Source organism: Streptomyces hawaiiensis, assembly GCF_004803895.1.
Lineage (GTDB): Bacteria > Actinomycetota > Actinomycetes > Streptomycetales > Streptomycetaceae > Streptomyces > Streptomyces hawaiiensis.
Window position 1 is genome coordinate 5009720 of the sequence record NZ_CP021978.1, and the last position, 21978, is coordinate 5031697.

Below are 21978 nucleotides of genomic sequence, written 5' to 3' on the forward strand. Positions count from 1 at the left end.
GCGGGAGCAGTCGGTTCCCGCATGGATCTCCGGTTACGTCGATCTCATGGCTCAGGAGGACTTCTCCCGCGCCACCAGGGCAGATGGTTCGACGGTCGTCCTGTCCAGCTCAAGGGCTCCCATCGGGCAGGACCTGATCAACCGCTCCAGGTACCGCACGTCGCCGAACCCGCCGACCGCTCCCGCTCGGACCGCGATCCGCTGTTCAGGGGTCCGGAAGATCGCGCTGGACAGCCCCTCGCACTGTTCGTGCATCTCGCACCGCCGGCCGTCGATCCTGACCACGGCCAGGACTTCGCCGGCTTCAGGAGGTCCGTCCATGGAGCGTCACGTCCATCCTCTCGATCCCACGGATGGTGTTGTGCAGCCTCCACGTGGGCTCTCCCACCTCGATCCTGCCGACGTGACGGATGAGGGCCTCCAGCAGGCTCTGCCCCTCCAGACGTGACAGGGCCTGACCGACGCACGCGTGGATGCCGTGCCCGAAACCGACGTGCTGGGCCGCGCCCGGCCGTGCGATGTCGAACGACTCCGGGTCCTCCCAGAACCTCTCGTCGCGGTTCGCCGAACCGAAGAGGAGGAGTACCCGCGATCCACGGGACAACGGCGCCCCGCCCAGCTCGGTGTCCTCCGCCACGTAGCGGGTGAACCCGCGAAGCGGCGATTCCAGCCGGATGATCTCGTTGAACGCCGACGAGACCAGTGAGGGGTTCTCCCGCAAGCGGCGCCACTGGTCCTCGTGCGTGCCCAGCAGCCACAACATGCTGGACAGCGCGCTGACGGACGTGTCCATGGACGGGGCCAGGAAGTCACCGAGCAGTCCGGGCAGCAGCTTGTCCTCGATCTTGCCGTCCCGGGCCTCCGAGACCAGCTCCGCGCCCCAGCTCCCCGGACGCAGGTTGCCCGGTTGCGACATCCGGTGGAGGAACCCGGCCATCTCACCCAGGAGAGGAAGCCCGGCCTGTGTGCGGTCGTTCATGGGCCCGAAGGCGTTGAAACCGGCACTGGCCCACTCCAGCAGCCGTTCCTTCCCCTCGTCCTCCGGCCACCCCAGCAGATCCGGAACCACGGCCAGCGGGAACGCGACCGCGAAGTCCTGGACGGCGTCGAACGACCCACGTTCGACCAGCTCCCGGACCAGCCGATCCGCCCAGGACGTGACGTATCCATTGATGTCAGCCATCGCACGGGGCTTCAGGTGCCGAGCCACCAGCCCACGCACGTAGGCGTGGTACGGCGGATCGCTGGTGAAGCTGCTGCCCTTCTGCGCCTGGTTGAGGGTGTCCGTCAGACCCACCCCTTCGCCGGACACGAACGTGCCGTGCCGGTGCAGGGCCGAGTACACCTCGTCGTAGCGGGCGGCGCAGTGCACCTGGTGGGCGGTCAGGTACACCACCGGTGCGGCATCGCGGAGGGCTCCGTACAGCGGATACGGGTCGGTTATCGACCCGTCGGTGTAGGGGTCCAGATCGACCTCGGGAATCGTCATCGTCGACGTCACCGAATCACCCTTTCTTCCCGACGAGTTCTTCGATCAGCGGGACCATTCCCACGGCCGTCGGCGCGGTCGCGGCTCGCTCCGCCAGATTCCGGGCCTTGAGGCAGTAGGACGAATCCCCCAGCATCTCCTTGACGACCTGCGCGATCGCCTCCGGAGTACCTTCCTCGCGGTAGAGCGTCCGCGCGCATCCGTAGTCGGTGAGGTGTTTCAGCCTCGGGACGAACGCCTCGAAGGGGTTGAGGATCAGCTGCGGAGTGGCCGTGTTGATGGCGTTGATGGCCGTCAGACCGCCCGCCGGGTGGATGATCACCTCACAGGTGGGGAGGATGGCCTCCAGCGGAATCCATCCCGCCCGCACCCGCGGGTACTTCTCCTCGAGCCGCTTTCCCTCTGCCTCGCCGATGGCCACGACGACTTCGACCTCGAGTTCCAGCAGCCCCTCCACGATGGCCGAGATCCGGTCCATCGCGCCCGGGAAGGCGTACCGGAAGCTCCCCATCGTCAGACACACGCGCCCGCTGTCCGGAGTCTTCAGCATCCACGGCTCGATCTCCCGCTGTTTGTTGTGCGGGGTCCAGCGCATGAAGGTGCCGTCCGTACCGGTCAGTCCGGGCGGGCAGATGTCGATCTTGAGCGAGGGATCGGGCAGTGAGTCCGCGCCGATCTTGGCCAGCTCGTCCGCCATCTCCTTGTGGAGGTGCTCCTCGTAACCGCTGACGTCGAACAGGTCCCAGGACTGGCGGACGAAGGGAATGTCGAGGAACCGGGCGGCGATCTCCGCTCCGTGCCCCTGGCTCCCCGCGACGAGGACATCGGCGCCCCATGTCCGGGAGATGTCCACCAGGTCGTCGAACACGTAGCTTCCCTGGCGGCCGAACCAGTGGCCCAGGTAGGGCATCTCCTGTTCGGGCCGGTGGGGGTACTCGATCGCCGGCTTGCCGTCGGAGGCGGCCTTGATGCTCTCGGTCGTGTGCCCGCGTGCCACCGGGATGGAGGGCAGGCCGATGCCGGTGACAGCGCCGGACATCTCCTCGAAGGACGCCACCAGGATGTCGTGCCCGGACGCCCTCAGCGCCGAGGCGAGGGGCCCGATCGCGAACGCGCTGGCCGGACTCGTGCCCGCGGCGTAGAACAGAGCCTTCATGAGGCACCCCCCGGTGACCGGTCCTTGTCGCGCTCCGCGAAATAGGCTTCCTTCAGCCCCACCGTTTCGAATTCGATGGCGGCGAGACCCGAGGTCATGAGATGGCTCGACCGAAGCTCCCGGACCAGGTCCAGGTAGTTGTCCATCTCGTCGAAGCCCAGGATGAAGAAACTCTCCGCGTCACGGCCGTACTTGATGGCGCGCACCGGCGTTATCTCCCCTCCCCGCTTCACGAAGGCGCCGATGGCGGGGAAGACGTGCTCGTGCTCGATCGTGATGCGCTCGTCGAGTGACAGCGTGTACCAGGGGGTCAGATAGTTGACGACGATGACGGCGGCGAACTTCATGCCGGTGTCTCCGATCGGGTCTCCTGCGGACGCAGTACGGCGTGCATGTGCCAGATCCAGGAAACGACGTTCCCGGCTTCGTCGATCATCTGCTCGGCGAGGTTGTCGGTGGGGGCGTCCACCTCGAAGGTGCGCGGGTCGACCATGCGGGAGACGGCTTCCGGCGGCAGCGAGCTGTGGTATCGCGTCGCCTCGATCAGCTTGATGTCCCACTCCGCGCCGAACGCGTCCCGCAACTCCGACTCGGAAACACGGCGCGGCCCCGGGTAATCGGGGGTCAGCTCCTTCGAGAAGGTGAACAGATGAAGCTCGGCGCCCTCGTTGCACAGGGTCCGCAGGAGCTCCGTGTAGCGCGGGACGTCCTCTGCCGGCAGCGTGTGGAAGAAGGCGCTGTCCAGCACCGTGTCGTACTGGGCGCCGGACGTCGCGAGGGAGAACGCGTCGGCCACCTGGAAGTCGATGGTCACGCCGTTGTCACGGGCCTTGTCGCGACCGCACTGGACGGCGACCTCGGAAACGTCGACCGCGGAGACCTGAAGTCCCTTGGAAGCCAGGTACAACGCGTTGTCCCCGAGACCACAGCCCAGATCGAGCACATGCCCGCGGAAACCACCGTGATCACAGATCGCGCGAACAGCCGGCTGCGGACCACCGATGTTCCACGGCATGAGGGGGCCAGACTTCTCCCCGTCTTGATAGAGCTTCTCGAAGGGGATCTTCTCCGTGCTGCCGGTTGGCATCGATCGCCGTCCTCTCAGAGTTCTACGGACATGCTGTGATGGAAGATGTTCAAGGGGTCCCAGCTGCGCTTCGTCGATTGCAAGCGGGCGTAGTTCTCCTTGTAATACAGGTGGTGCCACGGCTGTTCGGAGCGGTTGTGGGCGGGGTCCAGGAGATCGGTGTCGGGGTAGTTGATGTAGCAGCCGTCGGTACGGCCGTCGGTCACGGGCACGCCCCCCGTATCGGCGAAGAACTCCTCGTAGAGGCCGCGCAGCCAGCCGAGGTGCAGCTCGTCCAGCTGGGCGCCCTGCCAGGCCGTGAACCAGGACGACTTCACGACGGAGTCGCGTTGGGGGACGACGGTTTCCGACGGCGCCCGCCGGTTGATCTCTCCGCCGTAGCTGTTGAACATGACGTACGACGCCTGGCCGGGGTGGTCCGCGTGCAGGTGCCGGTAGAGCACCGCGAGCTGGTCGTCGGTGGGGGCCGCACGGTGATAGGCGGACTTGGAGGCGGACCGGGCGCCCATGACGTCACCGCAGTCGGCCTGACTCATGTAGCGGGTGCCGGTCAGCCAGCTCATGACACCCCCTCGGGGAATGCCCACCGCGCGGGTGCCCTCGGTCAGGAACGAGACGAAGTCCCCGAGGACCTTGCCGTCGGGATCCACGTCGGCGTCCTGCTGAACCATCAGTTGCAGCATCCCCGCGCTGCTGTGGTTCACGAAGAAGGTGGCGAACAGCGAGGACTCGGGTGCCGTCGGCTCACGGTGGCGTTCGTGCCACTCGAAGAAACGCTTCATCACGGTGACGAAGGACGCCTCGTCCATCATGGCCCAGGGGTACACGATCTTCTGGACGTGCAGTCGGCCGGAGGCGCGCGGCAAGCCGATGGGTTCCGTGGCGAGGTGCTCCGGGCTGCGGAACTCATACGCGGTGACGATGCCGAAGTTGCCGCCCCCGCCGCCGGTGTGCGCCCAGAAGAGCTCTCCGAGCTCGCCGGGGTCCTCGGCCCGCGCGGTCACCAGACGAACGTTCCGGGTCTCGTCCACGACGGCGACCTCCACCGCGTGCAGATGGTCCACCACCAGCCCCAGCCGGCGCGACAGCGGTCCGTAACCACCGCCCGCGACCAGCCCTCCCATGCCCACCGCGGAGCAGGCGCCCAGGGGGAGGGACGCGTTCCACCGGCGGAACAAGGCCTTCTGGACCTGGTCGACCGTCGCGCCCGCACCCACTCGCACCCCCGGGCCGTCAGCGGACGGACCGATGGTGTTGAGGTTGTGGAGGTCCAGGACGAGGTCTCGTCGCGGCGAGCCGACGAAGTCCTGCCCGCAGTGGCCGCCGGACCGGCAAGCCACACCCCGCCCTTCCCCGACGGCCTTCTGCAAGGAGGCGACGACGTCGTCCGACGTGACGGGAAGAAGGAACTCCTCCGGCTCGACGGTGAATCGATGGTTGTCCGAGTGCGACAACTCGATGTACCGCGAGTCCTCACGGCCCACCGTGAGCGGCGACATCGGCGCGGTCATGACGCGTAGCCTTCGGCCGACTGCGAGAACACCGTCTCGTACGTGTTGGACTCCCGCGACGTCAGCAACGACTTGCCGCGTGCGCGCATCTGCCGGTCGTGCGCGGGACGCTCTTCCTCCGGCATGGTGTGGAACGCCTCGTAGGAGGCCGCGTCGTCCCACTGCGCGTAGTTGATGACCAGGTCGCCGTCGAGCGCCCTGAGGATGCTGTGGGACCGGTACCCGGGTATCTGCCGCATCCAGTCGTCAGGCTTCTCGAGCAGGGATACGAGCTCGCTCTGGTTCTTGGGATCGCACCCCATCAGGACGATGACGGTGAGGTCGCCCCGGTCCGGGCCTATCTCCGTCCGGGAGTCACCGTTCTTCGTCTGGACGGACACCACCTCGGTCTTCAGCAGGTGCACCGACGTGGTGAGTTCGCTGAAGTAGGGAACCGTGTTGTGCTTGAAGTTCTCGCCCTCGTACCGCTCTTTCAGGTCGTCGATCGACCGCCACTGTATGTAGTTGGCCGCGCACGGCTTCGCCACCCCCGCGTGCAGGGTGGAGGACCGCCATCCGGGGTAGTTCGCATTGGCGATGATGCCGCGCATGGCGTCCAGGAGGGTCGCCTGCTTCTCCGCGTCGGTGGTGTTGAACAGGTTGAACACGGTCAGGGAGCCGTTCTCAGGCTCGATGATCGGCATGAGGCCCTTTCGTGTGCTGTCGGGCGGCCCGGGAGGGGGCGCGCATGGCTGATGGGTCCTGCTCTCAGTGACGTGGGAGAAGTGGGCCGCCCGGCGCCGCGGGGCGGCCCGGCCGCGACGCAGACGCGCGGCTCGCGCCGTCACTGACGACGCCGGGCGGCGCCGGCGGATCAGACTTTCTTTCCTTCGACGACGGACTGCAGCCCGGCGCGGCTGACCCCGACCAGTTCGATCCCGACCTCGGACATCAGGGACCGGAACTCCTCCACGGTGCGCTGTTTGCCTTCGCAGAGGACGAGCATGTCCATGTCCATGAGGGCGATGGCCTTGTCCGCCGTGTCGTCCAAGCCCGCCACAGCCTCCACGACGGCGATGTGCGCCCCTGAGTGCATGGCTGACGCGATGTTCTTGAAAATGAGACGAGAACGCCCGTCGTCCCAGTCGTGGAAGACGTTGGAGATCATGTACAGGTCGCTCCCCGACGGGACGCTGTCGAAGAAGGAGCCGGACGTCACCGTCACGCGGGCGGAGACCCCCGCGTCCGACAGCTCCGTCATGGCTCGCGACACCACGTCCGGCTGATCGAAGAGAACGCCGGACATCTCGGGGTGCTTCTGGAGCACGGCGGCCAGAAGCGCCCCTCTTCCTCCGCCCACGTCGGTGACACTGCCGAACCGGGAGAAGTCGAACGCCTCGACCACGGACCGGATGATCCTCTTGGACAACTCGCTCATGGCCGAGTTGAAGACGGCCGCGGTCTCGGGATCCGACTCCATGAACTCCCATACGCCCGAACCGTGCATCGCGGCGAAGGGAGAGCGGCCGGTGCGCACCGCGGTGTGCAGGTGTGCCCAGGTCGCGCGCTCGGCGGTCGACCCCGTCCACCGCGCGAAGTTGCGCATGGAGTCGCCGTCGGTGGCCAGGGCGCGGCCCAGGGGAGTGAGTTCCAGCGTGCCGGCCTCGCCCTGCCGCAGCAGCCCGACGGACGCGCCCGCGCGGAAGAAGCGCTCCGCGGTGTCGCGCTCCAGTCCGAGCCGAACCGCCAGTTGGGCCGGCGTCAGTCCTCCGGAGGCCAGGCCGTCGGCCACGCCCAGTTCCGCGAACGTGCTGACGACACCGGCGCGCCAGCCTCCCATGAGGAGGTCGAGGATCTGAACGCTGACGGGTGGCGACGCGTGCAGCGATTCCGATGTGGCAATGGTCATGATGTCCCTTCGACTGGTGGACATGCGTGGAGGTGAGGCACCGCTGCAGGGGGAGTTCGTTCTCGAACTCACTCTGTTGTCGATGCCTGACCGGCGCTAGGTATCCTCATGGGATGCTCCCGGGAATCAGCGCCTGAACTGCGCAGAGTGCTGCATGACGGAGCCAACGGGCCCCGTCGTGCAGCACTCTGCGGTGGATGGACCCGACGACTGTGCGGATCCGGACGCCCCTAAGAGGCGGAGAACTTACCGGCCTTGACGTCGGTGTCCGAGGTCTCGCCGGGACCGTGCTCCTCGCCCCACTGCTGGGCACCGGCCTTGGGCCGGGGGATGAGGAGGGTCGCCAGCATGCCGAGCGCCAGCAGCGCGGCGCAGGTGTAGCCGTTGATCTGAATGGCGTGGGACATGGCGTCGCGGGCAGCGTCGGCGGCCGGTGCCGTCTGCGGGTTCTCACTCAGCCCGGAGATCATCGAGCCGGCGCTGTCCGAGACCGCCGACGACAGCTTGTCCGCCTCGGGTGCGGGCGTTCCCTGCTGGACGAGCCGATCCGACAGGTCGGAGTCCAGCGCCGTGAAGAAGGTCGACGTCAGGACCGCGATGCCGAGCGCGGAACCGAGCTGACGTGCGGCGCTCTGGATTCCGGACCCCTGGCCGGCGTGCTGTGGCGGTACGTCCGCCAGGACGACGTTGGTGACCTGCGCGGTGGCGAAGCCGACTCCCATGCCGTACAGGAACAGGGCGATTCCGATGATCCACCACTGCGAATCGCTGTCGGCCATCAGACCGAACATCAGCAGACCGATGGCCTCGAGCACCAGGCCGATGCGCACCAGGCCGATGGGGCCGACCTTTTCGGCCATGCCGAAGCTCGCTCCGCTCGCGAAGAAGCTGCCCACCGCGACGATGAAGACGATCAGCCCGGTCTGGAGCACCGAGTACCCCAGCGTGTACTGGAGCCACAGGGGCAGGACGGCGAGCATGCCGAACTCCGCCAAGGCGATGATCAGCGTCGCGATGTTGCCCGTGCTGAAGGACTTGATGCCGAACAGCGAGGTGTCCATCAGCGGTGACGTGCCGTCCACCCGGGTCAACCGGAGCTGGAGCAGCAGGAACAGCGCCAGGCTCGCCACGGAGACGACCAGAGCGACCGGGATGACGGACAGATCCAGCGCGTCCCCGAAGGGGCCGAAGTCCTTCTGCGGCTCCCACCACCCGTAGTTGCGCCCCTCGATCAGTGCGAAGGCGAGGAGCCCGAGGCCCAGCACCGACAGCACTCCGCCGACGGCGTCGATCTTGCCCGGCTGGCGGGGGGACTTCTCCAGGTACTTCATGACGCCCAGGATGATCAGCACCACGACGAAGATGTTGATGCCGAAGGCCCACCGCCAGGAGTACTCGGCGAGCCAGCCACCCAGCAGCGGTCCGACCGCGGCTGCCGCACCGATCGTGGATCCCCAGATGGCGAAGGCTTTGCCCCGGTCGGGCCCGTGGAAGGTCATGTTGAGCAGGGCGAGCGAGGTCGGCATGACGATCGCGCCGCCGATGCCCTGGGCGAACCGGCTGGCGATCAGGAGCTCCCCGGAGGGCGCGAGGGCGGCGGCGATGCTCGCCACCCCGAAGACCACGGTTCCGATCAGGAACAGCCGACGTGCTCCCACGACGTCCGAAAGACGCCCCATCACCAACAGCAGAGCGGCCAGAATGATCGCGTAGGACTCTTGGATCCACTGGGCGTCGAAGGCCGAGATCTCCAGGTCGTCGATGATCGGCGGCATCACCACGTTGACGATGGTGAAGTCCACGACCACCAGCGACACACCGAGAGAAACGGCCAGCAAGCCCAGCCAGGGGTTCCGGTTGGCTAATGAAGACCGAGTTGGATTGTCAGACAAGGTGTTGATCCATCCTGTGTGATGCAAGCGCCCGGTTCGGCCGCCGAAGGGTGGGATGCTCGGGCCGGCCGGGGACCCTTTCGACCCCGGCGCAGTGGCACTATGGCAGGAGAAGAGGACGAATTCTGACCTCTACTCACACTGATCCGGAGGGCAATCCTTGATCGCCAACCGAACGCTGGAGCTTCTCAGCCTGCTGCAGACCAAGAAGGAGTGGACCGGTGAAGGGCTGGCCCAGCGGCTGGGCGTCTCCCCCCGGACCGTGCGGCGCGACATCAACCGCCTCCGCGAGCTGGGCTACCCCGTCACGGCGACGAAGGGCCCGTCCGGCTACTACCGCTTGTCCCGCGGAGCGCGTCTTCCTCCGCTGATAGTCGACGACGAGCAGGCCCTCGCCATCGCGCTGTCCCTCCAGACCGCACCGGCCTCGGTGACCGGCATGGGTGATGCCACGAAACGCGCGCTGAACTCCATCAAAGAGCTGCTGCCGCCTCATCTGGCCCATCGTCTTGCGACCTTCTCCATCGAACAGATCGAGAACGCATGGGAACTCGCTCCGCCCCAGATCGATCCCGCGCTCCTCGCGCAGCTGAGCACCGCCGCTCAGCAACGCGATCTCGTGAGGTTCTCCTACCGCTCCATCAACCTCGACTCGATGGAGGACAGCGAGGTCCTGGCCGAACCCCACCGGCTCGTCGTCTGGTCGGGTCGCTGGTACCTGGTGGCCTACGACCAGCAGCGGTGCTCCTGGCACGCCTACCGGCTCGACCGCATCCGGCTCCTGGCCCCTACCGCGTGGCGCTTCGGCGAGCGTGAGGTTCCCGACGAGGACATCACCCGCTTCGTCCAGAGCCAGCCCGATCGCGGTGACACCCCGGACACCTGGCCCTGCTGGGGCACCGTCCTGATGGAGTGTCCCGCGACGCTGGTGGCGAAATGGGCTCCGGGGGCCGCCAGTTTCGAAGCGATCGACGACCGGATCACCCGGATCCAGATGGGGGCCTGGTCGTGGTCGGCGCTCCTGGGCTTCCTGATCACCTTCAGTTGCCGGTTCACCGTGGAAGGACCGCCCGAACTCATCGATGCGGCCCGGAAAGTGATGGGCCGCATCGACGTCGACATCCCCGGCCCGACGGACGCTCGGCGCCGTCAGCGGCGACGCCCGCTCGAGGGCGGTCGTGTGAAGTCCGGCGAGTGACCGGACGACGGAGCGTGCCTCAGACTCGGTGGGCGGGGCCTTTCGAAAGACCCCGCCCACCCCGGGTCAGAGGGCGGGGCGTGCCAGCTCGGCCCGCCGCAGCAGCGGCTCCCACCAGGGCCGGTTCTCGCGGTACCAGGAGACGGTCTCGGCGAGGCCGGTGGCGAAGTCCTTGCGCGGCTCGTATCCCAGTTCCCGGGTGATCTTGGTGCAGTCCAACGAGTAGCGACGGTCGTGTCCCTTGCGGTCGGGGACGTACTCCACCGAATCCCAGCCGGCTCCGCACGCCTCCAGCAGCAGGGACGCCAGCTCCTTGTTGGTGAGTTCGGTGCCACCGCCGATGTTGTAGACCTCGCCGGGGCGACCCTTCGTGCGGACCAGTTCGATGCCCTGGACGTGGTCGTCGATGTGCAGCCAGTCGCGGACGTTGAGCCCGTCCCCGTACAGCGGCACCGTGCGCCCCCGCAAGAGCCGGGTGATGAACAGGGGGATCAGTTTCTCGGGGAAGTGGTGATGGCCGTAGTTGTTGGAGCAGCGGGTCACCCGGACGTCGAGACCGTGGGTGCGGTGGTGGGCCAGAGCGATGAGATCGGCGGCGGCCTTCGAGGCCGCGTAGGGGGAGTTGGGTGACAGCGGGTGCGTCTCCGGCCAGGAACCGCGCGATATCGAGCCGTACACCTCGTCCGTGGAGATGTGGACGAAGACGCCCCGGCCGTCGCCGTGATGGCGCAGAGCCGCGTCGAGCAGGATCTGCGTTCCGCCGACGTTCGTCCGGACGAACTCGGTGGCGCCCAGTATCGACCGGTCCACGTGTGACTCCGCGGCGAAGTGGACGATCTGGTCGTGCTCGGTGACCAGCCGGTCCACGAGCGCGGCGTCGCAGACATCGCCCTGGACGAGGGAGAACCCCGGGTGCGTGCGCACCGGGTCGAGGTTGGCCGGGTTGCCGGCGTAGGTCAGTTTGTCGAGGACGGTGACCCGTACCCCGGCGGGCCCTCGCGCGCCGAGCAGGGTGCGGACGTAGTGGGAGCCGATGAAGCCGGCACCTCCGGTGACGAGAATCCTCGTGGCGGTCATGACGCGATCCGCACCTGACTGTGGTCCCCGAGGATCAGCCGGTGCGCTGCCGGCACTCCGTCGGCGGGGGTGACCTCGACGTCCCGGCCGATCAGAGAACTCTCGATGCGCCGGACCCCCTGAACCGTGGCCCCGGTGAGGACGATGGAGAACTCGATCTCGCTGGACTCGATCCTGCAGTCCGCCGCCACCGACGTGAACGGACCGATGTAGGAAGCGGTGATCCGCGTGTTCGCGCCGATCACGACGGGCCCCACGATCCGCGAACCCCGGATCTCGGCGCCGGCCTCGATCGTGACCTGGCCGATGACCTCGCTGTCCGTGTCGACGACGCCGTCGACACGGCCTTTGACGCCTTCCAGTACGGCCCGGTTGACCTCGAGCATGTCGATGACGTTCCCGGTGTCCTTCCAGTAACCGGAGATGGTCGTGGAATGGACGTCACACCCGTGGTCGATGAGCCATTGCAGGGCGTCGGTGATCTCCAACTCGCCGCGTGCGGACGGCTCGATGCCCCGTACGGCCTCGTGCACGGCCGAGGTGAACAGGAAGACGCCGACCAGGGCCAGGTCGCTGCGCGGGACGGCCGGCTTCTCCTCCAGTGCCACCGCCTTCCCGGCGTCGTCGAGTTCGACGACACCGAAGGCGCTGGGGTCGGCCACCTGGGTCAGCAGGATGTGCGCGTCGGGACGGCTCTTTCTGAACCCTGCCACGAGATCCGCGATACCGCCGACGATGAAGTTGTCACCGAGATACATGACGAAGTCCTCGTCGGCGAGGAACTCCCTGGCGATCAGAACGGCGTGGGCGAGACCGAGAGGCGCCGATTGCCGAATGTAGGTGACGTCGAGGCCAAAGGCGGAGCCGTCGCCGACCGCCTGCTGGATCTCGGCGGCCGTGTCACCGACGACGATGCCGACCTCGGTGATGCCTGCCTCCGCGATTGCCTCCAGCCCGTAGAAAAGCACGGGCTTGTTGGCCACGGGAACGAGCTGCTTGGCGTAGGAGTGGGTGATGGGCCGCAGGCGGGTTCCGGCCCCGCCGGACAGTACGAGAGCCTTCATGGCGGCGCAGTCTAGGCATGGGGAATGTCCATCTCGTGCGGCCGGGCGGCGGATTGGTGTCTGAAAACTTATGCCAGTAGAGGTCAGGGGCTGACCTTTACCGCTCATAATCTGGCCGCGCTCGATCCTCTGATCTCAAGATCCGACAACACAAGGAGCGGAAAAGATGACCAGGATTGCCGTCATCGTCGGAAGCACGCGCCCCGGCCGCCGCGGGCACGCGGTGGCCCGATGGGTCGCCGAGGTCGCCGCGCGGCACCCCGCGGCCGTGGTGGGCGAAGCGAGCTTCGAGCTGGTCGACCTGGCGGAGTACGGCCTTCCGCTGCTGGACGAGCCCGTGCCCGCGCTGTTCGGGCAGTACCAGAGGGCGGAGACGCGACGGTGGGCCGCCACCATCGGCTCGTTCGACGGGTTCGTGTTCGTGACCCCGGAGTACAACCACTCCGTACCGGCGGCCCTGAAGAACGCGATCGACCACTTGTTCGCCGAGTGGAACGACAAGGCGGCCGGGTTCGTCAGCTACGGCGTCCACGGGGGGATTCGCGCCGTCGAGCACCTGCGGCTGGCGTTGGCCGAGGTGAAGGTCGCGGACGTGCGCAGCCAGGTCGTCCTGTCGGTGTTCACCGACTTCGACTACACGGGGTGCGACATGACGGACCCGACGGCCGCGGGCGAGTTCACGCCGGGAGAGCAGCAGGAACAGTCGGTGAACACGATGCTGGACGAGGTCATCGCCTGGTCGGTGGCGCTCAAGCCGCTGCGCGCGGACGCCGGCGCGGCTTCCGAAGGCAACGCGGTGTCGGTCTGATCGACCGCCGTCCGGCGGCACCGATCGCCCGCGTGGCTGAGTACGAGCCGGTGGCGATGACGTCGGACGGCGGCTGGCCGAACGAAACCGGTCACGTGAGTTCCCCTCCGATAGCACGGATATCCCTCGGTCCTCACTTCTGGTGACCTACTTCGGTCGCGTGACTCCGAGCATCGTGAGCGGCATGACGATGCACGCCGCAGAAGCCATACCGTCACACGTATCGGTTCTCGTCGTGGGAGCCGGCCCCACAGGTCTCATGCTCAGTGCTGAGCTGGCGCTCCACGGAAGCCGGCCGTTGCTGATCGACGCGCTGCCGAGCCCGAGCGGACAGTCCCGGGCCCTGGGCTTCACGGTGCGGACGCTGGAGGTCTTCAAGCAACGAGGCATCCTGGGCCGCTTCCAGGGACTCGCCCAGGTGTCCGGAGTGCATTTCGCCGGTCTGAACATCGACGGCGATCACCTGTCCAGCACGATGCGCCCGGCCAACCAGTACCCGCAGTCCAAGACCGAACAGGTCCTCGCCGCCTGGGCCGAAGAGCTGGGAGTCACGGTGCGGCGGCCCTGGGCGCTGACCTCCATGGAGCCCACCGACACCGGGTACCGCTGTGTGCTCAGCGGCCCGGCCGAGCAGAAGATCGTCGAAGCGGACTACGTGGTCGGCTGCGACGGAGCAGCGAGCGCCGTTCGCGAAGCGATCGGCATGCCGACCAAGCGCACTCCCCCTTCCGTGCAGATGCTCCTCGGCGACCTGCGGGGGTGCGGCCTGCCCAACGAGCCCTTCGGGGTCAAGCACGAAAAGGGCATGGTCATGTCCGCTCCGCTGGGCGACGGGACGGAACGGGTGATCGTCTGCGACTTCTCCCAGCCGATGCGGCCGCAGGGCACCCCGGTCACGCACGCCGAGATCAAGGCCGCGTACGAGAACGTCGTCGGCACCCCACTGGTCGACGGCGAATGCCTCTGGGCGAGCTCGTTCTCGGACGCGTCGTCCCTCGTGGAGTCGTACCGGTCCGGTCGTGCGCTGCTCGTCGGCGACAGCGCCCACACTCACCTTCCGGCCGGCGGGCAGGGCATGAACGTCTCGATCCAGGACGCGGTGAACCTCGGCTGGAAGCTCGCGCTGGTGAGCCTGGGGCGCGCGCCGGAGACGCTGCTGGACAGTTACCACACCGAGCGGTACCCGGTCGGCCGGGAACTGTTGCTCAACACCGCCGCCCAGGGGCAGATGTTCCTGCGAGGTCCGGAAGTGGACCCGCTGCGCGAGGTCATACGGCGGTTGCTGAACATCCGGGAGGTGTCCATCCTGCTGGCCGACGGGGTCAGCGGACTGGACATTCGCTACGACATGGGCGTTCCGAACGCGTCGCCGCCCATCGGTGAACGGCTGCCGCCGGATGCGTTCACCGTCGTCGAAACCGGCGGCGACGTCGCCGAGGAGTTGCGGCACGGCTCCGCCCTGCTGGTCCTCCGGTCTCCCGACAGCCCGGCCTCCTCGCTGGTCACGCCGTGGCGGGACCAGGTGCGCGTAGTGCACGCACGCCCCACGCCATCGCATGGGAACGAGGACCTGGCCGCGTCATCCGACTTGTTCGTGCGGCCGGACGGTCACGTCGCGTGGGCGGGCACTGATTTCGACGAATTGAGCGCTTCGCTGAGCCGCTGGCTCGGAAAGCCCACCGCGTAACCAGAGGAGGAAAAACCCTTGTTCAGCTCTCTGATCATCGCCCGGATGGACATCAGCCATGCGGACGCGGTAGCAGACGTCTTCACCGGCTTCGACGCCACCGACATGCCGGCGAGGATGGGCACCCGGCGCCGCGAACTGTTCCATTACCGCGGCCTCTATTTCCACCTGCAGGACTTCGAGAGTCCGAACGGGGCCGGCGCGGTCGAAGCGGCCAAAACCGACCCGCGTTTCATTCAGGTGAGCAATGACCTCAAGCCGTACATCGAAGCCTATTCCCCGGACTGGCGATCGCCGAAGGACGCCATGGCAGAGCGCTTCTATCACTGGAGTTCCGAACGATGACCCGCAGGGCCTTCATCACCGGGATCGGCGTCGTCGCGCCCGGAGCCGTCGGACGAGACCGCTTCTGGGACCTGTTGACTCAGGGGCGCACCGCCACCCGCCGGCTCAGTCTCTGTGACCCGGAGCCGTTCAGATCCCGTGTGGCCGCCGAAGTCGACTTCAGCGCCGAAGCCGCGGGGCTGTCCGAGCTGCAGTCCAAGGAGCTGGACCGTGCGGCCCAGTTCGCCCTGGTCGCCGCCCGTGAAGCGGTGGAGGACGCGGCCTGGTCGGGGACGTGCCCTCCGGAACGCGCCGGGGTGATCGTGGGCTCGGCCGTCGGCGCCACGACCAAGCTCGAGGAGGTCTACCGGCAGCTCAGCCGCGACGGCGCACTCTGGGACGTGATCCCGGATTCCCCTACCGAGCTGTACTCGTACTTCGTGCCCAGCTCGTTCGCTTCCGAGATCGCGCGGGATTTCGGCCTCACGGGGCAGAGCGGCGTCGTGTCGACCGGATGCACCTCCGGGATCGACTCCGTGGGCAACGCGATGGAGCTGATCCAGAGCGGCATCCTGGACGCTGTCGTCTGCGGTGCCACCGACGCGCCCATCTCGCCGATCACCGTTGCCTGTTTCGACACGATCAAGGCGACGTCGACCTACAACGACACCCCGGAAACCGCCTCACGCCCCTTCGACGCGACGCGGTCCGGCTTCGTCCTCGGTGAGGGCAGCGCGATGTTCGTCCTCGAGTCGGAGGAATCCGTCGCGCGTCGCGGCGCACGCGTCTACGGCGAGGTCAGGGGATACGCCAGCCGCTGCAACGCCTACCACATGACGGGTCTCAAGGCCGACGGGCGCGAGCTGGCGGAGGCCGTCGTCTCCGCTCTTGGCCAGGCACGTATGGACCCGGGCCAAATCGACTACGTCAACGCCCACGGCAGCGGGACGAAACAGAACGACCGGCACGAGACGGCCGCCCTGAAGTCCTCCCTCGGGCCCGCCGCCCACGATGTGCCCATCAGCTCCATCAAATCGATGATCGGTCATTCGCTGGGTGCCATCGGCTCGTTGGAGATCGCCGCGTGCGCTCTGGCGCTGCGGCACAACGTGATCCCGCCGACGGCGAACCTCACCCGGCCGGATCCGGAACTCGACCTGGACTACGTGCCGGTGCACGCGCGGAAGCAGCCGACCGACAGCGTCCTGACGACCGGAAGCGGCTTCGGTGGGTTCCAGAGCGCCATGGTTCTCACGGATCCGGAGAAGTTCTCATGACCGCACACATCAACGGCATCGACATCATCTCTCCGCTGGGCCTGTCCCGAGAAGAACACTGGAAGGCCCTCCTCGACGGATGCAGCGGTCTGGGGCCGACGCAGTCGTTCGACTCCGCCAGGTACGACAACCCCATCAGCGGAGAGATCCTCCACTTCGGTCCGGACGAACTGCCCAAGCGGCTGGTGCCGGCCACCGACCGCATGACCCAGATGTCGCTGGTGGCCGCCGCTGGGGCCTTCGACGACAGCGGTATCGACATGAGCCAGGTCGACCCCCTCGATGTCGGTGTCATGACGGCGGCCACCGCGGGCGGCTATGCGTTCGGGCAGAAGGAGCTGCAGAACCTGTGGTCCAAGGGGCCCAAGTACGTCAGCACCCATCAGTCCTACGCCTGGTTCTACGCGGTGAACACCGGCCAGATCTCCATCCGTCACGGCTGCCAGGGCCACAGCGGCGTGATCGTCGCCGATGACGCCGGTGGCCTCGACGCGATCGCCTTCGCCGCCCGCCGCCTGGCACGGGGGAACCAGATCATGCTCACCGGGTCGGTGGACAGCACCATGTGTCCCTGGGGGCGGGTCGCGCACGCCTCGACCGGTCACCTGTCGAAGTCCGCCGACGCGCAGGCCGCGTACCTTCCGTTCGACGAACGGGCGGCCGGGTGGGTCAACGGTGAAGGCGGCGCCCACCTCGTACTGCAGTCGCACAGCGACGGCCGCTACGCGGCGGTGCTCGGCCACGGTGCGACCGTGGACGACCCGCGGGCCGCCCCCGGGACGGGCCTCGGACAGGCGATCCGCATCGCGCTCGACGCGGCGCGGCTTCGCCCCGGTGACATCCAAGTGGTCTTCGCCGACGCGGCCGGCACCCGGGAAGCGGACCGGGCCGAGGCCGCCGCCCTGGTGGAGATCTTCGGTCCCCACTCCGTCCCCGTCACCGCGCCCAAGGCGGCGACCGGCCGTATGGGCTGCGGAACGGCTTCACTCGATGTCGCCATGGCGGTGCTCGCCATCCGGGACCAGACGATCCCCCCGACCCTCAACGTCGAAGCGGACGAGTCCCTGGGGGTCAACCTGTGCGGCGTCGCCACCCAACACCCCATAACCAACGTCCTGGTCCTGGCCAGGGGCGTCGGTGGGTTCAACTCCGCCCTGATCGTCGGGACATGACCAAAGGAGAAGGAATGCCTGCACGCGTCACCATGAACGACCTCAAGCGAGCTCTCGAAGAGGGTTCCGGTGTCGACGAGGGGGTCGACCTCGACACGGATCTGAGGACGATGGCGTTCTCCGAGCTGGGCTACGACTCTCTGGCCGTCCTGGAGACCGGTCTGCGCCTGGGTCGCGAGAACAACATCGAACTCGACGACTCGGTGTTCACCGACCTCGACACGCCCCAGCAGATGCTGGACGCGGTCAACGAGGCCCTCGAGCGTCAGTCGGCGGTGTCATGAGCCTCCCCCGTCACGCCCTCGTCACCGGTGGGTCGAGCGGCATAGGAAAGTCCATCGCCCAGCGCCTGGCTTCGGCCGGACACAGCGTCACGATCTGCGGTCGCGACTCCGCCAGGCTCCAGGACGCCGCCAAGGAACTGTCCGATCTCGGTGCGCCCGTCACGTCGCTGATCGCCGATGTGAGCGATCCGCGACAGGTACGCGATCTGGTCCGCCAGGCCGTGGAGACGAACGGTCCCATCGGAATCCTCGTCAACAACGCCGGCAGGAACGGCGGTGGCAAGACCGCGGAGCTGACCGACGAGCTGTGGCGAGAGGTGTTGAGCACCAACCTCGACAGCGTCTTCTACGTCACCCGTGAGGTCCTGGCCCGTGGCGGCATCCACGAGGTGGACCACGGCCGGATCATCAACATCGCCTCCACCGCGGGGAAACAGGGAGTCCTGCTGGCCGCTCCCTACTCCGCTTCCAAGCACGGTGTCGTCGGCTTCACCAAGGCGGTGGGCAAGGAGCTCGCGCCTCAGGGCATCGCGATGAACGCGGTCTGCCCGGGATATGTGGAAACCCCGATGGCTTCCCGTGTCCGGCAGGCATACGCCAGCGCCTGGGACACCACGGAGGAGGAAGTCCTGTCCGCCTTCGAGGCGAAGATTCCGCTCGGCCGGTACAGCACACCCGACGAGGTCGCGTCCCTGGTCGAGTACCTCACGACCGAAGGCGCCGCCTCGATCACGGCTCAGGCATTCAACGTGTGCGGCGGCCTCGGAAACTTCTAGGAGACGATTCACATGACCGATCCGGCACGCGTAGACCTGCACACCACCACGATCACCAGCAGCGCCGACGCGGTGTACCGCCGCCTGGAGGACGTCGGGCAGTGGTCCCAGATGTTCGAGCCGACCATCCACGGCGCGGAGCTGGCTCGGAACGGGAACAAGCAGACGATCCAGCTGTGGGCCACTGCCAACGGTGAACCCAAGACCTGGGTCTCCGAGCGGGAGCTCGATCCCGTCGCGCGCACCATCCGCTTCGCGCAGACCGTCACCTCGCCGCCCGTCGCGGAGATGGCCGGCGAGTGGAAGGTCGTGCCCCTGTCCGAGGACAGTTGCACAGTCGAACTGACGCACACCTACCGTGCGGAGCACGACTCGGCGGAGTCGCTCGCATGGATCGCCCGTGCCGTGGAGACCAACAGCACGAAGGAGCTCTCGGCGCTCAGGTTCGCCTGCGAACGGGACGCGGACAGCGAGCTGAGTCCTTTCACCTTCACGGATTCGGTGGACACGACGGTCGATCCCGTCCTGCTGTTCTCGTTCCTGGACCGTGGTGAGCTGTGGGCCGGGCGCCTGGAACACGTTGCCGAGGCCGAGATGAAGGAGTTCTCCGACGGCCTGCAGCTCCTGCGGATGCGGACGAGGACGCCGGACGGCGACACCCATGTCACGGAGTCCTACCGGGTGTCCCAGAGCCCGGCCAGGCTGTTGTACAAGCAGGTGACGCTCCCGGCGCTGCTGACGCTCCACACCGGCGAGTGGACCATCACCCCGGCCGGGGAGAGCTGGCGGGTCACGTCGAAGCACACCGTGGCGATCGATCCCGAAGCGGTGCCGAAGGTTCTCGGTCCCAGCGCCACGGTCTCGGACGCGAAGCAGCTCGCTCGGCGGAACCTGGGAAACAACAGCCTGCGGACCCTTGAAGCAGCGGTCCGCTGGGCCGGCACCGCTGTCTCGCAGAGGTGAGTGAGCACGTGACCGAGCCCGAAGCTCCGGACGTTCTCGTCGTCGGCGCCGGGCCCAGTGGGCTGCTGCTGGGCGGGATCCTCGCCAAGGCGGGTGCGGGGGTCACAGTGCTGGAATCCCGGGAGGCGCCGAACCCGCAGACCCGTGCCTCCACGTTGCACGCCCGTGCCATGGAGATCTTCGACTCCCACGGGGTCGAGTTCGACCCGGAACTGCCACGGCACACCCACGGACACTACGGCGGCTTGCCCGTGGACCTCTCGCAGGTCCGTTCCGGGCGGGCGGGAGTCTGGAAGTGCCCCCAGCCGGACCTGGTGCGGACGCTGACCGGCTGGGCCCGCCGGCACGGCGTGCGGTTGCTCTCCGGGGAGCACGTGGAGTCCGTCCGCGAGCAAGGTGGGCGTTGTCTGGTGACCACCCGGACCGGCAGGTCGTTCAGCGGAGCCCTGCTGGTCGCCGCGGACGGACAGCGGAGCACGGTCCGGTCGCTGCTGGGCATCGAGTGTGACGGTGCGCCGGCCACGCGCGTTCTGGTGCAGGCCGATTTCCACCACTCCCGGCTGGCGAGGCGACGCTTCGAGCGACGTGGGCGGTACACCGTGACCGCCGCGCCGCTCAGTGCCGAGATCACACGGGTGATGGTGCACGATCCGCTCTGGCCCGAGGGCGAAGCCCGCACCCTGGAAGATCTCCGTACCGCCTGGGCGACGTCCACCGGCGAGACGTTGCCGGCAGACCCCTCGTGGCTGCGGACGTTCAGCGATGACACGAAAGTGGCGCGCCGGCTGGTCGAAGGCCGTGTCGTGTTGTGCGGCGACGCCGCCCACCCCTTCATTCCCATCGGAGGCCAGGCGTTGAACACGTCGTTGATGGACGCCGAGGCGCTCGGCTGGCGGGTCCTGAGGTATCTGGACGACGGGGACCCGCAGGCTCTCCTCGACTACCAGGACGAGCGGCTCTCCTGGCTGAACGTCCTGGCGGGGAGGCTGCGAGCACAGGCCCGTCTGCTGTTCGACACCGACGCCGCGGCCACGCGGAGCAAGGCTGTGGTGGCCGGGAAACTGGCCGGGGACGCGGTCTACCGAACGAAGATCGCCGACGGCCTGGCCGGCGTCGACGTGTGCTACCGGACGCCCACCCACGCGGTTCGCCGGCGTCTGGACCCGGCCCAGCTCCGGCGGGCCGGGGTGGTCCCCGGCGTCTCCCACGTGCAACGGGCGCTCGTGTCCGACAACGGAGACGACGTGGATGCCTGGATCCGGCCCGACCACCACTGGTATCCGGTAGCCCGTGCCGAGGCCCTACGGGACTGGGACGACGCTGTCAGCCCCCTTGACGACCTGGAACCCGAGGTAGCGCTGTGAGAGCGTTCCTGTTCCCCGGACAGGGAACCCAGAAAGTCGGCATGGGTACCTACCTGCGAGAACGGTACCCCCAACTCATCGAACCGCTGTGGCAAGAGGCAGACGGGATCTTGGGCTTCTCCCTCACGCGCCTCTGTGAGGAGGGGCCGAGCGAAGAGCTCCGTCACATGACGGTCACTCAGCCGGCCGTCTTCATGTGCAGCTACACGGCCCTGGTCGCCGCGCGGGCGAACGGCGCGGAACCGGACGTCATCGCGGGCCACAGTCTGGGGGAGTACTCGGCTCTCGCGGCGGCCGGCGTGCTCACCTGGCAAGAGGTTCTCCAGCTCGTCCACCGTCGTGGTCAGCTCATGGCCAGGGTGCACGACGAGGTGGACGGAAAGATGGCGGCGATCCTCGGTCTCACGATCGAGCAGGTCGAGGAGATCTGCGCGCAGGTGCGGTCCGACACCGGTGAGGTGGTCGAGGTGGCCAACCACAACGAGCCCCTCCAGGTCGTGGTCTCCGGCCAATCCGCTGCCATCGACCTCCTGGTTCAGCGCGTCAGCACGGTGACGGACGCCCGCGGATCGGTGCTGAGAATCGGAGGCCCGGCTCACTCCAGTCTCATGGGGGGCGCGACGAAGGACTTCGTGGAGTTCCTCCAGCGCTTCGACTTCTGTCCGCCCAAGACGATGCTGATCTCCGGGTCGACCGCCGAACCTTATGCGACGGGGGAGGAGATCCGGCGTCAGCTCGGCGATCAGCTGGTGCACCGGGTCCGCTGGGTCGACGTGATGGCCAAGCTCGAGCAGCTGTCTGTGGCGCGCACCTGGGAGCTGGGCCCGGGCAGGGTCCTCACGGGGTTCGTCCAGCGGTCGTTACCGGCGGTGCAGACCTATCGTGCCAATGACCTGCCGTCCTTTCTGGCCGGCGTGACGGGCTGGTGAGCCGGTGAACGAGGCGGTGCGACACCAAGCAG

The 21978-nt window shown here is 67.6% G+C and carries 22 protein-coding genes; 11 read left to right on the plus strand and 11 right to left on the minus strand.

The window, feature by feature from the left end; all coding sequences use genetic code 11:
• Nucleotides 1-51: 51 nt before the first annotated feature.
• The 9 genes from CEB94_RS23160 to CEB94_RS23200 form a co-directional block, all read right to left on the minus strand.
• Entirely contained in the window at nucleotides 52-321 is a 270-nt protein-coding gene (locus CEB94_RS23160) for a hypothetical protein (protein ID WP_175434041.1), read from the minus strand.
• Nucleotides 305-1501 (minus strand): cytochrome P450, encoded by a 1197-nt coding sequence (locus tag CEB94_RS23165; protein ID WP_218945928.1) that lies wholly within the window; start codon nucleotides 1499-1501, stop codon nucleotides 305-307. Before CEB94_RS23165 ends, CEB94_RS23160 begins: the two co-directional genes overlap by 17 nt.
• Before the next feature lie 4 nt (nucleotides 1502-1505).
• On the minus strand, nucleotides 1506-2645 hold the full coding sequence (locus CEB94_RS23170; protein ID WP_175434042.1) for a nucleotide disphospho-sugar-binding domain-containing protein: 1140 nt from the start codon (nucleotides 2643-2645) through the stop codon (nucleotides 1506-1508).
• Nucleotides 2642-2992, minus strand: coding sequence for a hypothetical protein (locus CEB94_RS23175; RefSeq protein ID WP_175434043.1), 351 nt, complete (start codon nucleotides 2990-2992; stop codon nucleotides 2642-2644). Before CEB94_RS23175 ends, CEB94_RS23170 begins: the two co-directional genes overlap by 4 nt.
• The gene (locus CEB94_RS23180) at nucleotides 2989-3732 is read right to left on the minus strand and encodes a class I SAM-dependent methyltransferase (protein ID WP_175434044.1); all 744 of its coding nucleotides are present in this window, start codon (nucleotides 3730-3732) and stop codon (nucleotides 2989-2991) included. Before CEB94_RS23180 ends, CEB94_RS23175 begins: the two co-directional genes overlap by 4 nt.
• 14 nt (nucleotides 3733-3746) lie before the next feature.
• Nucleotides 3747-5243, minus strand: a complete 1497-nt coding sequence (locus tag CEB94_RS23185) for an FAD-binding oxidoreductase (RefSeq protein WP_175434045.1) — start codon at nucleotides 5241-5243, stop codon at nucleotides 3747-3749.
• Nucleotides 5240-5926: an antibiotic biosynthesis monooxygenase gene (locus tag CEB94_RS23190; RefSeq protein ID WP_175434046.1), complete on the minus strand. Its 687-nt coding sequence runs from the start codon at nucleotides 5924-5926 to the stop codon at nucleotides 5240-5242. The genes CEB94_RS23185 and CEB94_RS23190 overlap by 4 nt, the downstream gene beginning before the upstream one ends.
• Before the next feature lie 170 nt (nucleotides 5927-6096).
• Complete coding sequence (locus CEB94_RS23195) at nucleotides 6097-7131, minus strand: methyltransferase (RefSeq protein ID WP_175434047.1); 1035 nt, start codon at nucleotides 7129-7131, stop codon at nucleotides 6097-6099.
• Between the two features lie 230 nt (nucleotides 7132-7361).
• On the minus strand, nucleotides 7362-8969 hold the full coding sequence (locus CEB94_RS23200) for an MFS transporter (RefSeq protein ID WP_342789731.1): 1608 nt from the start codon (nucleotides 8967-8969) through the stop codon (nucleotides 7362-7364).
• 214 nt (nucleotides 8970-9183) lie between these two features.
• Here CEB94_RS23200 and CEB94_RS23205 point away from each other — a divergent pair, with 214 nt between their 5' ends.
• Entirely contained in the window at nucleotides 9184-10221 is a 1038-nt protein-coding gene (locus CEB94_RS23205; protein WP_175434048.1) for a helix-turn-helix transcriptional regulator, read from the plus strand.
• 66 nt (nucleotides 10222-10287) lie between these two features.
• On the opposite strand, the gene rfbB is transcribed toward CEB94_RS23205, so the two are convergent.
• Nucleotides 10288-11298, minus strand: coding sequence for a dTDP-glucose 4,6-dehydratase (gene rfbB / locus CEB94_RS23210; RefSeq protein WP_175434049.1), 1011 nt, complete (start codon nucleotides 11296-11298; stop codon nucleotides 10288-10290).
• On the minus strand, nucleotides 11295-12362 hold the full coding sequence (locus CEB94_RS23215) for a glucose-1-phosphate thymidylyltransferase (protein ID WP_175434050.1): 1068 nt from the start codon (nucleotides 12360-12362) through the stop codon (nucleotides 11295-11297). Before CEB94_RS23215 ends, rfbB begins: the two co-directional genes overlap by 4 nt.
• Nucleotides 12363-12528: 166 nt before the next feature.
• On the opposite strand from CEB94_RS23215, the gene CEB94_RS23220 reads away from it, so the two are divergent.
• From CEB94_RS23220 to fabD, 10 genes are all read left to right on the plus strand, one after another.
• Nucleotides 12529-13170, plus strand: a complete 642-nt coding sequence (locus CEB94_RS23220) for an NADPH-dependent FMN reductase (RefSeq protein WP_175434051.1) — start codon at nucleotides 12529-12531, stop codon at nucleotides 13168-13170.
• 190 nt (nucleotides 13171-13360) lie between these two features.
• Nucleotides 13361-14857, plus strand: a complete 1497-nt coding sequence (locus CEB94_RS23225; protein WP_281292579.1) for an FAD-dependent monooxygenase — start codon at nucleotides 13361-13363, stop codon at nucleotides 14855-14857.
• 18 nt (nucleotides 14858-14875) lie between these two features.
• Nucleotides 14876-15202, plus strand: a complete 327-nt coding sequence (locus CEB94_RS23230) for a TcmI family type II polyketide cyclase (RefSeq protein WP_175434053.1) — start codon at nucleotides 14876-14878, stop codon at nucleotides 15200-15202.
• The gene (locus tag CEB94_RS23235) at nucleotides 15199-16458 is read left to right on the plus strand and encodes a beta-ketoacyl-[acyl-carrier-protein] synthase family protein (RefSeq protein WP_175434054.1); all 1260 of its coding nucleotides are present in this window, start codon (nucleotides 15199-15201) and stop codon (nucleotides 16456-16458) included. The genes CEB94_RS23230 and CEB94_RS23235 overlap by 4 nt, the downstream gene beginning before the upstream one ends.
• Nucleotides 16455-17630, plus strand: a complete 1176-nt coding sequence (locus CEB94_RS23240; protein ID WP_175434055.1) for a ketosynthase chain-length factor — start codon at nucleotides 16455-16457, stop codon at nucleotides 17628-17630. Before CEB94_RS23235 ends, CEB94_RS23240 begins: the two co-directional genes overlap by 4 nt.
• Before the next feature lie 14 nt (nucleotides 17631-17644).
• Nucleotides 17645-17914, plus strand: a complete 270-nt coding sequence (locus CEB94_RS23245) for an acyl carrier protein (RefSeq protein WP_175434056.1) — start codon at nucleotides 17645-17647, stop codon at nucleotides 17912-17914.
• Nucleotides 17911-18690, plus strand: coding sequence for an SDR family NAD(P)-dependent oxidoreductase (locus CEB94_RS23250; protein ID WP_175434057.1), 780 nt, complete (start codon nucleotides 17911-17913; stop codon nucleotides 18688-18690). Before CEB94_RS23245 ends, CEB94_RS23250 begins: the two co-directional genes overlap by 4 nt.
• A 12-nt stretch (nucleotides 18691-18702) precedes the next feature.
• Entirely contained in the window at nucleotides 18703-19653 is a 951-nt protein-coding gene (locus tag CEB94_RS23255; protein ID WP_175434058.1) for an aromatase/cyclase, read from the plus strand.
• Nucleotides 19654-19661: 8 nt separating this feature from the next.
• Entirely contained in the window at nucleotides 19662-21017 is a 1356-nt protein-coding gene (locus CEB94_RS23260; protein ID WP_175434059.1) for an FAD-dependent monooxygenase, read from the plus strand.
• A complete protein-coding gene (gene fabD, locus CEB94_RS23265; RefSeq protein ID WP_281292514.1) occupies nucleotides 21014-21946 on the plus strand; it encodes an ACP S-malonyltransferase in 933 nt (310 codons plus the stop codon). The genes CEB94_RS23260 and fabD overlap by 4 nt, the downstream gene beginning before the upstream one ends.
• Nucleotides 21947-21978: the final 32 nt, after the last annotated feature.